Source organism: Vicinamibacteria bacterium, from assembly GCA_035620555.1.
GTDB lineage: Bacteria > Acidobacteriota > Vicinamibacteria > Marinacidobacterales > SMYC01 > DASPGQ01.
In genome coordinates, this window is the sequence record DASPGQ010000234.1 from 1 (window position 1) to 12,745 (window position 12,745).

A 12,745-nucleotide genomic window follows, 5' to 3' on the forward strand; every position below is an offset into this window, starting at 1 on the left:
GTAGCTCATCCCGAGTCGCGAGGCTCGAGGAGCTTTGTTCGAGACGAATTCTCGTAATCGACGGAGCGATGGGCACGATGATCCAGAGCTACGGGTTGGACGAGGACGGGTACCGCGGAAAGGCCTTTCGCGATCACCCCCGACGGCTCAAGGGCGCGAACGATCTCCTCTCCATCACGCAACCCGGCATCATCGAAGAGATCCATGAACGATACCTGAAGGCGGGAGCGGACATCATCGAGACCAACACCTTCAACGCCACGTCCGTGGCCTTGGCGGACTATGGCCTCGAGTCGCACGTCTACGAGATCAATCGCCAGTCGGCCCGGATCGCACGCCGGGCCGCGGACGCCTACAGCGAGCGAACACCCGATCGGCCGCGGTTCGTCGCCGGATCCATGGGCCCCACGAACCGTACGTCTTCGATTTCTCCCGACGTAACGAATCCGGCGTTTCGCGCGATCACCTACCGCGAGCTCAAGACCGCTTTCTACGAGCAGGCAAGAGGTCTGGTGGACGGAGGCGTCGACATTCTGCTTCCGGAAACGAGCATCGATACTCTCAACATCAAGGCCGCTCTGGCGGCCATCCAGCAGCTGTTCGACGAGAGGGGCATCGTGCTTCCCGTCATTGCCTCGGTAACGATGGTGGACGCGAGCGGCAGAACCCTCTCGGGCCAGACTCCGGAGGCCTTCTGGATCTCCGTGTCCCACGCGCCGCTTCTCGCCGTCGGCATCAACTGCGCCCTCGGGCCTTCGGCCATGCGCCCCTATGTCGAGGAGCTGCAAGAGGTCTCGGACGTCTTCGTAAGCTGCGTTCCCAATGCCGGTCTCCCCAACGCTTTCGGAGGATACGACGAAACGCCCGACCAGATGGCGGCAGCGCTATCGGATTTCGCGCGTGAGGGCTGGCTCAACTTCGCCGGGGGCTGCTGCGGAACGACGCCCGAACACATCGAGGCGATCGCGAGTGCGATTCCGGTCTTCCCCCCCCATCGGCGGTCGACCCCACCTCCGTACCCGCGCTTCGCCGGGCTCGAGCCTTTGACCATCTATCCCGACTCCAATTTCATCGTGGTCGGCGAGCGCACCAACGTCACGGGCTCGCGCCGCTTCGCCCGGCTCATCAGGGAGGGAAATTTCGAAGACGCGGTGGAAGTCGCCCGCCAGCAGGTGGAAGGAGGGGCGAACATCCTCGACGTCAATATGGACGAAGGTCTCCTCGATTCCCAGGAGGCCATGAGAACGTTTCTGAACCTCATCGCTTCGGAACCGGACATCGCCCGCCTTCCCATCATGGTGGACTCTTCCAAGTTCTCCGTCGTGGAGGCCGGCCTCGAATGTATCCAGGGCAAGGGAATCGTCAATTCGATCAGCCTGAAGGAGGGTGAACCGGCATTCAAGGATCAAGCGAAGAGAGTCCGCCGGCACGGCGCCGCGGTGGTCGTGATGGCGTTCGACGAGACCGGACAGGCGGCCACCGCCGCGCACAAGGTCGCCGTCTGCGAAAGGGCCTATCGTATCCTCACCGAGGAAGTGGGATTCGCGCCCCGAGACATCATCTTCGACCCCAATGTCCTGACGATTGCGACGGGGATGGAAGAGCACGACGACTACGCCAAGGCATTCCTCGAAGCGACGCGCGAGATCAAGCGACGATGCCCGGGCGCACTCGTCTCCGGCGGAATCAGCAACCTTTCGTTCTCTTTTCGTGGCAACGACTACGTCCGGGAGGCGATGAACTCCGCGTTTCTCTATCACGCCATCGAGGCGGGGCTGGACATGGGGATCGTGAACGCGGGACAGCTCGCCGTCTATGACGAGATCGAGCCCACGGTCAGGGAACTCATCGAGGACGTTCTGTTCAATCGACACCCTCGAGCGACGGAGAAGCTCATCGCTTACGCCCAGGATCATGCCGGCCCGGGCAGGACGCGGGAGAAGGACGAGGCTTGGCGCGAATCCGCTGTCGAAGAGCGGTTGAAGCACGCCCTGGTGCATGGCATCGTCGACCACATCGAGGCCGACACCGAGGAAGCGCGCTCCAAGTACGACCGGCCGCTCGACGTGATCGAAGGCCCGCTCATGAATGGGATGAACGTCGTCGGCGATCTCTTCGGATCGGGCAAGATGTTTCTTCCCCAAGTGGTAAAGAGCGCCCGGGTGATGAAGCGGGCCGTCGCCTACCTCGAGCCGTTCATGGAAGAGGAGAAGAAACGGACGGGACGATCCGGGGCGCGTGCCTCGATCGTCCTCGCGACCGTCAAGGGAGACGTTCACGACATCGGCAAGAACATCGTCGCCGTAGTGCTGGCCTGCAACGGTTACGAGATCGAGGACCTGGGTGTCATGGTTCCTGCCGAGAAGATCCTCGACGCCGCCGTCGAGCACAAGGCGGCGCTCGTGGGGCTCTCCGGTCTCATCACGCCGTCGCTGGACGAGATGGTGCACGTGGCATCGGAGATGGAGCGCAGGAAGCTCGGAGTTCCGCTCCTCATAGGAGGCGCCACCACGTCATCGAAGCACACCGCGGTCAAGATCGCCCCCCAATACGGCAACCCGACCGTCCATGTCGTCGACGCGTCGCGCGCGGTCAGCGTCGTGGGAGAGTTGATGAGCCGCGATCTTCGCCCGGCATTCGTCGACAGGAACCGGGTAGCTCAAGAGGCCATTCGACGCGACTTCGAACAATCCGAAATCAAGCTCGTTCCCTACGAGGAGAGCAAGAGAAGGGGCGCCCCGGTCTCGGGCGGTGGCGACGCAGTCGCCCGACCGGGGTTTCTTGGTACCCAGGTGATCGACCCGGTTCCGCTCGAAGAACTGGTCGATTACATCGACTGGACACCGTTCTTCCACGCCTGGGAGCTTCGGGGCGTCTTTCCCGAGATCCTCGACCGACCGGACGTGGGTGAGGCGGCGCGTGAGCTCCACGCGAGCGCGATGACCTTGCTGCGACAAATCGTGGCAGAGAAGCTTCTCGTCGCCCGGGCCGTCTACGGGTTCTTTCCCGCGGGCCGCGACTGCGACGACATCGTGGTCTTTTCCGACGACTCCCGCGGACAGGAGCGTGCCCGGTTCCACACGCTTCGCCAACAACAAGAAAAGAGGAACGGGCTTCCCTACCTCGCTTTGGCCGACTTCGTTTCCGATCGGGACTACCTGGGCGCATTCGTGGTAACCGCCGGCATCGGCGCCGAATCGCTCGCCGCGCGATACGCGCGCGAGCATGACGATTACCGGGCCATCATGGTGAAGGCTCTGGCCGACCGCCTCGCCGAAGCCCTGGCGGAGATGCTCCACGAGCGGGCCCGAATCGATTGTGGTTTCGGGTCGCTCGAGCGTCTGTCGAAGAAGGATCTCATCAAGGGAAGCTACCGCGGCATTCGCCCCGCCCCCGGATATCCGGCGCAACCCGATCACACCGAGAAGAGGACTCTCTTCGAGCTCCTCGATGCCAGCGAGACCATCGGGGTCTCGCTCACCGAGAGTTATGCCATGATGCCGCCGGCATCGGTCTCGGGCCTCTACCTGAACCATCCCGAGGCGCGCTATTTCAGCGTCGGCAAGCTCGGGCGTGACCAGGTCGAGGACTACGCTCGCAGAAAGGGTGTTGAGATCGGAAGCGTCGAGCGGTGGCTAGGGCCCTATCTCGGCTACGAGCGCTGACCCGCGAGATCGCGTTTCGACTCATAGGACGATACAGCGATCCATCACCACGTCGCCGCGGTCCTTTCCCTCGATGAATCCGATGACGTGGATCTCTTGCCAGTCTCGCAGCTTCTGCTCCTCCGGCCTCGCCAATCGGCAGCGAACGAAAGCGAGCTCCTGATGAGTGGCGAGGAGAACGGGCTCGTGAACGTAGGGCGTCTGCTCGAAGAGCTTGAACCCGTCGGCGAGATCGGTCATGTTGTGGGGTGCGACCAACGCGGTGAGCACGACGAGCAGCCCGCGGAGCTCCGCGGTCGCCTGCTCGGGATCGTTCGGAAAGAGGAAGACCCGATAGAGCTCGTCTGCGCTCATGTGCCGAAGTCTCCCTGCCCGGGCATGCTCCCTGGCGCGCTCCCCAAGCTCGGCGACGAGTCCTTCGGTCGCATGGGCCTCGAACGCGTCGATCAGGGCAGAAAGCTCATCGTTCGCGCGTCTTTGCGCATCGCGAGAAACCACCACCTCGTTGGAAGCGAGCTCTTCGCGCTCGGAGTCGGAGAGAAAGGGCGCGATGGGTGGCGGGAGACCGGGTGCGTTCCGGGGCGGCCGGTGGGTGAATCCCTGCGGTATGGGTCTGCTCTCGTCCGGCGGCGCCGCAGAGGGCTCGATCCGACGGGACTCCCGGCCTGCGTCTCGTCGCGGAGGCTCGCCGCACCGCACGACCAGGATTGCGGGAACGAGAAAGAGGACTATGGAAGGACCGACGCGCCCGCACAAGGTTGGAATCCACCGCAGGGCGATCGCTCCCATCGTCACGAGAGACTAGCCTCGAATCGCAGTAAATGCCACCTTGGACCGAGGAGACCGGTTGGACCTGTGCTAGACTCGTCGCTCGATACAGCGTGGGAGTTGCGGCGATGAGGCTAACCGTCACGAGTGTTGTGTTCGCGGCCTGGGCAGCTTGGGGAAGTGCCATCCCCGTGGCCGAGAGCGAGCCCCGGTCCGTTCAATCCGGGGTCTACACCAAAGACCAGGCGGAAGAGGGGCGAAAGATTTTCGATCAGGCGTGCTTGACCTGCCATCAAACGGAGGAGTTCAGCTCGGGCGGGTACATGGAAAGCTGGAGCGGCACGACGGTGAGCGATTTCATCGGCCTGGTGCGCTCTACGATGCCTCAGGACAGCCCCGGGCGGCTCAAACAGAGCGAATACATCGCGATCGCAGCTTTCTTGCTCGAGCTCAACGGAGTCCCCAGTGGGGAGACGGAGATGGACGGCAAAACGCTCAAGGACATCAAGATCGAGGGTCCGTTCATCGCGAAAGAGGATTGACGGCGAGCCGTCCTCTCTCGACCCCTGACCCGAGTCTCCGCCAAAACCGACTCGACCGCTCGCGGCGGAGCTTTGCTACACCCAGCCGAGGGCCCGCTCCACGGCCATCTGCCATCTCGCGGTGAGCCGGTTGCGCTCCGCTTCGTCCATCCGGGGAGACCATTTCTTGTCCATGGCCCAGTGTCGTCTGAGCTCATCTTCGTCCTTCCAGAAACCGACGGCGAGACCGGCGGCATAAGCAGCCCCGAGGGACGTCGTTTCACTCACTCGAGGACGGATGACGGGAACCCCGAGCAGGTCCGCCTGAAACTGCATCAAGAGCTCGTTCACCACCATTCCGCCGTCCACTTTGAGAGAGGAAATCTCGAAGCCCGAGTCGCGCTTCATCGCTTCGAGAACCTCCTTCGTTTGAAAAGCCGTCGCCTCCAGGCTCGCCCGGGCGATATGGCCTTTGTTGATGTAACGGGTCAACCCGACCATGACGCCGCGGGCGTCGGAACGCCAATGCGGCGCGAACAAGCCCGAGAAGGCGGGAACGAAGAACATGCCGCCGTTGTCCTCGACGCTTCCGGCGAGCCGCTCCACCTCCGAAGCCGACGAGAGGATTCCCAGATTGTCGCGAAGCCATTGCACCAGAGCCCCGGCGATGGCGACCGAGCCCTCGAGGGCGTAAACCGCAGGGGCGTCGGCCATCCGGTAGGCGACGGTCGTCAGCAAACCAGAGCTCGACGCGAGAGGATCGGATCCCGTATTCAGTAGCAGGAAGCAGCCCGTGCCATAAGTATTCTTCGCTTCCCCCCGGCCGAAGCATGCCTGGCCGCACAGCGCGGCTTGTTGATCTCCGAGGTCGCCGCAGACCGGGATCGACCCGCCGAACGGCCCATCCTCTCGAGTCATCCCGTAAAAAGCGGGATCCGATGAGGGACGCACCCGGGGGAGCATTGCCGGCGGGATGTCGAGCGCTTCCAGAATCTCCTCGTCCCAGGAGAGCGAATCGAGATCGAAGAGCATCGTGCGGCTCGCATTCGTCACGTCCGTCACGTGAGCCCCGCCGTCGGGGCCACCGGTCAGATTCCAGATGAGCCAACTATCAACGTTTCCGAACAGCACCTCTCCGCGGGAGGCGGCCTCGCGGAGTCCCTCGTCGCGATCGAGGAGCCATCGAATCTTGGGACCGGAGAAGTACGTCGACAGGGGCAAGCCGGTTTTGGCTCGAAATCGATCCGGCCCTTCCTCGCGTGCCAGTCGATCGCAGATCGAATCGGTCCGGGTGTCCTGCCAGACGATGGCGTTTGCGACCGGGCGACCCGTCGTGCGGTCCCACAGGATCGTCGTCTCCCGCTGGTTGGTGATGCCCAGAGCAGCGATTCGAACCGTATCGATTCCGGCTCTTGCGATCGCGCCACGGATGCAATCGCAGGCGCGCTGCCATATTTCCTCCGGGTCGTGCTCTACCCACCCTGGGGCCGGGTAAATCTGCCGGTGCTCGAGCTGGTGCGATGCGACGACCCGTCCCGATGGGTCGAAAAAAAGACACCTCGTGCTCGTCGTTCCCTGGTCCAGAGCGGCTACGACCGGCGTGACCATGAGGCAAGCAACTCCTTTCTTAACTATAACTTATAAGTTGCGACCGTCTCGATCGCGAGTTGCCTTCAATACCTAAAGTAATTTCTCATAGATTGCAACAAAACCCTTGCAAATCCGAGATCTTTGCGATAGCCTGCGTGGACACAGTCGGAGCACCCCCATCGAGGAGGAGATTTCTCGAGGTGGTCGCTGAGCAAGATTTACAAACCGGGACGGGGTTGAACGGAATGGGCCAGTACGGATCGCCGAGAGTCGTCACCAAGATGGCCGTGCTGGCCCTGACCTTCGCCTTGGGTTGCAAGCTCGAGGAAGAGCTCCTTCCGACCGGTTCGTCGGGCGGCGGCACGGGTGACGGAAGCGGGACCGGTGGTGGGTTTGGTACCGGCGGATCGAGCCTCACGGCGCCCATTATTGCGGATCCTCTTCCTGGAAGCACGGTTTCGGAAGATCAGCCCTCGCTCGAAGTGCTCAACGCGGGCCGCAACGGCGGCGAGGCGCCTACCTATCTCTTTCAAGTCTCCACGGAATCGAGTTTTGGATCTCTCACGGCGCAATCCCCGCTCGTGCCGGAAGACCCCTCGGGGTCCACGAGCTGGGAAATCGACCGGCCTCTCGATGAGGAGACGACCTACTACTGGAGAGCTCGTGCACGCTCGGGGACGGTGGAGAGCGAGTTCTCCACGACGGCCGAGTTCACCATTTCCGCTTCGACCGATTTGCCGCCTCCCCCCGCCGGCACGGTTATAGCCGACCCGCTGCTCGGGGGAAGCATCGGTGAAGTCAGCGGCGGCCAGTTCACGTCGAGCGGATGGCGCGTAACCAGCCCGGCCGATTACATCCGCTACGAGGTCCCACCCATCTCTGACGGTTGGGTGGAGTTCGAAACGAGCGGGCTCAGACCCGTCAACCCGTCTAACAATCAATTTATGCTTTTCGGAATGTGGGATCCCACTTTGGGCCCCTACCGAGCCAATCCTTTCCGGGTGCATTTGCAGAAGCTGCATCCGAATCCGCACAATCCACCCTATCTCCGGCTGCGCTGGATCGCCCGGGGTGAGCAACACGACGAGGGCTCGAACTTCGACGACTGGGATCCTCTTCGGACCTACTCCTGGCGCATCGAATGGGGTCCGGTCGGCCAAGGCCATCGCGTGCGGGTGTCGCTGGACGGCGACGTCGAGATCGAGGTCGATTACACGAACAACTACCGACCGAACGTTCACTTCATCGAGCTCGGCATCGCCGAGAGAGGGGAATCCGTCGTTGGAACGACTTATTCGAACTTGAGAATAGGGAATTGAGAGCCTCGGGACCGAGACGACCCCCTCGGCCCGATAGCCTCCCCTGAAGTCTTGCCCCCCCATCGAGCTTTCAGGGGAGGCACCCTCCTGAAGAAGGGGCGCCTCCCGAAAAGGGAGGCGCCCTCCGCTTTGTTGCCCGGCCCGAGCCGCTAGGGCGGAAGCGACCCGTGTTATATACTTGAAGGGTAGTCACCCTTTCCCCCCAACAACCCAGGACCCGGACGGAGCAGCATGGAGAGCGCCAGCGTCGCGAGCATCCCCTCGGAGGCGGACTCGGAGCGGGCTAGCCTCGTCGTGGTCATCGACGACGACCGAAACCTCTGCGATCTCGTCGAGCGTTATCTCGATCGAGCCGGGCATCACGTTCGCGTCTTCCACGACGGTGAGAGCTTTCTCACCGAGCTCGAAGCCATGTTGCCGGACGTGGTCTGCCTCGACCTGGGAATGCCGGGAATCGGCGGCGTCGAGACCCTCGAGATCATCAAGAGGCGCCACCAGAAACTCCCGGTCATCATCCTGACGGCCGATGACAGCATCGGAAGCGTCGTGGGCGCCATCAAGCGCGGAGCCTATGACTATCTGGTAAAACCGATCGACCGCACCAAGCTCGTCACGACGGTTGCCAACGCGCTGGAGCGCCACCGGATGTCCCTGCGCCTTCGCGAGCTCGAACGCGAGGTCGAAGGGCCAGGCTACGCCAAGATCGTCGGCGATTCCGCGGTGATGAAAGAGCTCTACCGGCAGATGGACCGGGTGGCGGCAAGCGACATCACGATATTGATTCACGGCGACAGCGGAAGCGGAAAAGAGCTCGTCGCCCAGGCGATCCACCAAACGAGCGGAAGAAAAGCCGGACCCTTCGTCGCGCTCAATTGCGCGGCCATCCCCGAGACGCTCCAGGAGTCCGAGATATTCGGACACGAGAAGGGGTCGTTCACCGGTGCTGTGGGCCGACACGTCGGAAAGTTCGAGCAGGCGGACGGGGGCTGCCTCTTCATGGACGAGGTCGCCGAGCTCAGCTTGACCCTCCAGGCCAAGCTGTTGCGGGCGATCCAGGAGAAACGTTTCCACCGCGTCGGTGGCTCGAGCCAGGTACGCTCGGATTTCAGGCTGATCGCGGCGACGCACCGGAATCTTCTGGACGAGGTCAAAGCGGGCCGTTTTCGCGAGGATCTGTATTTCCGCATCGCCGTCTTCGAGCTGGAAGTGCCTCCGTTGAGGGCGCGGGGCGAGGACGTCGTTCGCTTGGCAGAGCTCTTCCTCGATCGGTACAAACAAAAGGGAGAGCCACGGCCCCGGCTCTCGCACGATGTCATCCGGCTGCTCAAATCGTACTCCTGGCCGGGAAATGTTCGCGAGCTGGAGAACCTCATGCAGCGCTGCCTTCTGATCGCGAAGGACCGCCTCATCCGGCCCGAGGATCTACCGCTTCGGCTCCGGACTTCACCCATCGGTTTGCCTCCCCCGGCGGAGCAAGAGTCCGTCGCCGCCGGGCCCCCGCCCAACTCAGCTCCCGAACGGTCGAAACGGCTCGAGACTCTCGATCTCAAGGAGCTCGAGCGCCTCGCCATCGAGCAGGCGCTTCAGGAAGCGAATGGCAATCTTTCGCAAGTCGTTCGACTCCTCGGGATCGGCAGAACCACTCTCTACCGAAAGCTGAAGTCCCACAATCTTCGGTCGTGAGGAAGCCGTGGGGCCCCGAGACACGCTGAGGCTGGCGCAGCTGTCACTGGACCGCGCCGCCGACGCGGTGCTGTGGGTCGATTCCGAGGGGCGGCTTCGCTACGCCAACGACGCTGCGTGCGACTATCTCGAGTACCGGCGTGACGACCTGCTGGCTCTGTCGATCTTCGATGTGGACCCTACGCTCGAGGACATCGGCTGGCGAGCCCATTGGGCCGAAGTGAAGGCGCTGCAACGGCTCGCCACCGAGACCTTGTACCGCACGCGGACGGGTCGCAGCTTCCCGGTGGAGGCCAACATCAATTTCCTCAGCTTTAGGGGCCAAGAGTACCTATCGGTCTTCGCCCGAGAGATCTCGGAGCGCAAGGAGGCCGAAGACGCCCTCATCGCCATCACGGCCAGGCTGGAAGGACTCATCGAGAACCTGCCCGTGGGAATCTTGTTCGAGGACGATTCCCGCAGGGTCGTCCTCGTGAATCAAACCTTGTGTCAGATGCTCGATATTCCCGTTCCACCGAGCTCCCTGCCGGGCGCCGATTCTCGAACCCTCCTCGACCAGTGCAAGACGTTGTTCCCCCGTCCGGAGCAGTTCCTCGATCGAGTGGAGCAGACGCTCGAGTCGCAGTGCCTGGTGAAGAACGAAGAGATCGGGCTCAACGACGGTCGAGTCCTCGCCCGTGATTACGTTCCGATCCGGAACCAGAACTACCGCGCCCACCTGTGGCAGTACCGTGACGTCACCGAGCGCAAACGGGCCGAGGCAGAGATTCTGAAGTCCAAGTTCGAGGCGGAAAAAGCCAATGCCGCGAAGAGCAGCTTTCTCGCGATGATGAGCCACGAGCTGCGGACCCCGTTGAATGCAATCTTGGGCATGACGGAGCTCTCGCTGGCGACGAAGCCAACCCGCGAACAGCGCGAGTTCCTTCGCACCATCCAGACAAACTCCGAGAACCTCCTGCGGCTCATCGATGACGTGCTCGATCTCTCCCGGATCGAGGCGAACCGATTGGACATCGACGAAATCCCCTATGACCCCCGAAAGCTCGTGGAAGAAGTGGCCACCCTGCTGAACGTTCGCGCGGAGGCGAAAGACGTCGAGCTGGTCCTGGACATCGATCCGCATCTTCCGTCCGAGATCGTCGGCGACCCGAAGCGCGTGCGCCAGGTGCTCGTGAATCTCGTTGGAAACGCGGTGAAGTTCACCGAGTCGGGCTACGTCCTCGTGTCGGTCGAGCTCGAGGACTGGAAGCCGGGAGATCGGCTCGATCTCGCGCTTGCGGTGCGAGACACCGGGATCGGGATCCCGGAAGACGAGCAGAAGGAGCTCTTCTCGAGATTCTATCAAGCCGATCGTTCCTCCACGCGTCGATTCGGCGGGACGGGGCTCGGACTCAATATCTCGCGTTCGCTCACGAATCTCATGGGGGGCCGCATCGACTTCACGAGCGCCGAGGGAAAGGGCAGCACCTTCCGCCTTACCTTGGCCACCCGAGCACCGCGAGACACCGAGCCGAATGCCACCCGCCATCGCGCCCGCCTCGCGGGCGTACCGGCGTCCGTTTTCCTTTCGATTGCATCGGAGCCTTTGCGCCGCGCGCTCCAACGAACGCTCAAGGCCTGGGGCCTTACGGTCGAGCTCGTCGATTCCCCGAGCGAGCTCGAGGTGAGGCTCGAAGCCGCGCGCGCCGACCGAACGCTCGTTATCGTCGAGCACGACCGAAAGAGGTTCGACCCCTCGGCGTGGAAGCGCCTGCGAAATCCTCCGCGGCAGGAGCTCGTCCTCTTGGCATCGATGGCCGCGAGCACGTCCTCCTGGCTTACGGACGTGACGCCCTACCTCGCGGAAAAACCGGTGCGGCAGGACGGGCTGTGTGAGGCCATCGCTCGGGCTCTGGGGGCTCGCGCGGATTCATCGATCGAGATCTCATCGGAGATCGAAGAGAGCGGCCGGCTCTCTCGCCACCGCATCCTTCTCGTGGAGGACAACCCGGACAACCGGGAGCTGGCGGCGCGCATCCTCACGAGCGCGGGCGCGAGCGTGGAAACCGCGGAGAACGGCGCGGAGGCAGTCGAGATGGCACGCCGCACGATCTACGACCTGGTCGTCATGGATGTGATGATGCCGGTGATGGACGGATTTCAGACGACGCGCGCCATCCGGCAAGACGAGCAACGGCCGAACCGCGTGCCCATCGTGGCGCTGACCGCCCACGCGACCGACGGCTTTCGCGCGCGCTGCCTGGAGTCCGGCATGGACGACTACCTATCCAAGCCGTTCAAGAGGGAACGGCTGCTTACTCTGGTCGGTCAATGGGTCGACCGGCGGCCCCTCATGCTCGTCGTGGACGACTCACCGGAGAATCGTCTCATCGTTCAGCGCTTCTTGACACTCCAGGGAGACTATCGAATCCTCTTTGCCGAGAACGGGCTCGAGGCCTTCGAATTGTTCGCGAGACACGAGGTCTCGATCGTGCTTCTCGATATGGAGATGCCCGTCGTCGACGGGTTCGAGACGGCACGCAACTTGAGACGTTCGAAGAACGGCGCGAGTGTTCCCATTCTGGCGATGACGGCTCATCACGACGACTCCGAGGTAGAACGTTGCACCGAAGCGGGCTGCACCGCCGTTCTTCAGAAACCGCTCGACAAGACCGAGCTGAACCTGGCCGTCGCCCGCCACCTCGGCCTTCGGGCCAAAGAGGCTCCGCCCTCGGAACAGACATCGCACGGGTCTCTCGATGATGGGGCCGTGGTCGCGGTCGACCCGGACCTCGTCGATCTCGTTCCTGGATTCATCGAGAACCAGCGGGCCAATACCGAGCTCATTCTCGAATCGGCCCGGGCGGGCGACTTCGAGACCGTTCGCCGTCTGGGCCACAACATGAAGGGAACGGGAAAGGGTTACGGTTTCGACGCCATCAGCACCTACGGAGCTTCGCTCGAGCGAGCGGCTCGACGCGCCGCCGAGACCGACGTCGAGCAAATCGTCGAGGAGCTCGACGAGTACCTCACGTCGGTGCGCTGGGAAGCCCGCCAGTAGAGCCTCGATGCATTCTCGGAGCGCCGTTCTTCCGGGAATCACGGCACCTCGAAACAACCGGAAAACTCCGACGTGTCGTTCGACGGATCCGTTGCCGTTGCCGTGATGAATCCTCCCGCAGTCCCGACGGTGAAATCGACCTCGAAACTGGCATCTCCG

Annotated in this window: 7 protein-coding genes; 5 read left to right on the plus strand and 2 right to left on the minus strand. The window is 62.9% G+C overall.

Translation table 11 applies throughout. The annotated features are described in order from the left end of the window. Positions 1-3,665, plus strand: a 3,665-nt coding sequence (gene metH / locus VEK15_09895) for a methionine synthase (GenBank protein HXV60993.1), incomplete at its 5' end; no start/stop codon positions are given. A 21-nt stretch (positions 3,666-3,686) separates the two neighbouring features. On the opposite strand, the gene VEK15_09900 is transcribed toward metH, so the two are convergent. After that, a complete protein-coding gene (locus tag VEK15_09900) occupies positions 3,687-4,454 on the minus strand; it encodes a hypothetical protein (GenBank protein HXV60994.1) in 768 nt (255 codons plus the stop codon). Positions 4,455-4,486: 32 nt separating this feature from the next. On the opposite strand from VEK15_09900, the gene VEK15_09905 reads away from it, so the two are divergent. Further along, the gene (locus tag VEK15_09905) at positions 4,487-4,975 is read left to right on the plus strand and encodes a cytochrome c (GenBank protein HXV60995.1); all 489 of its coding nucleotides are present in this window, start codon (positions 4,487-4,489) and stop codon (positions 4,973-4,975) included. Positions 4,976-5,050: 75 nt separating this feature from the next. On the opposite strand, the gene glpK is transcribed toward VEK15_09905, so the two are convergent. Beyond that, complete coding sequence (glpK, locus tag VEK15_09910; GenBank protein ID HXV60996.1) at positions 5,051-6,562, minus strand: glycerol kinase GlpK; 1,512 nt, start codon at positions 6,560-6,562, stop codon at positions 5,051-5,053. Positions 6,563-6,744: 182 nt separating this feature from the next. Between glpK and VEK15_09915 the strand changes: the two genes are divergently transcribed. From VEK15_09915 to VEK15_09925, 3 genes are all read left to right on the plus strand, one after another. Next, entirely contained in the window at positions 6,745-7,863 is a 1,119-nt protein-coding gene (locus tag VEK15_09915; GenBank protein HXV60997.1) for a hypothetical protein, read from the plus strand. 231 nt (positions 7,864-8,094) lie between these two features. After that, a complete protein-coding gene (locus tag VEK15_09920) occupies positions 8,095-9,546 on the plus strand; it encodes a sigma-54 dependent transcriptional regulator (protein ID HXV60998.1) in 1,452 nt (483 codons plus the stop codon). Between the two features lie 7 nt (positions 9,547-9,553). Beyond that, positions 9,554-12,586 carry a response regulator gene (locus VEK15_09925; GenBank protein ID HXV60999.1) on the plus strand — a complete coding sequence of 1,011 codons (3,033 nt, stop codon included), beginning with the start codon at positions 9,554-9,556 and terminating at the stop codon, positions 12,584-12,586. The last annotated feature ends 159 nt before the right edge of the window (positions 12,587-12,745 follow it).

What these genes read in the sequence shown, in the direction of transcription:
- VEK15_09900 (HXV60994.1), bottom strand. Translation starts at nt 4,454, where the DNA reads ATGGGAGCGATCGCCCTGCGGTGGATTCCAACCTTGTGCGGGCGCGTC.
- VEK15_09905 (HXV60995.1), top strand. Translation starts at nt 4,487, where the DNA reads ATGCCACCTTGGACCGAGGAGACCGGTTGGACCTGTGCTAGACTCGTC.
- glpK (HXV60996.1), bottom strand. Translation starts at nt 6,562, where the DNA reads ATGGTCACGCCGGTCGTAGCCGCTCTGGACCAGGGAACGACGAGCACG.
- VEK15_09920 (HXV60998.1), top strand. Translation starts at nt 8,095, where the DNA reads ATGGAGAGCGCCAGCGTCGCGAGCATCCCCTCGGAGGCGGACTCGGAG.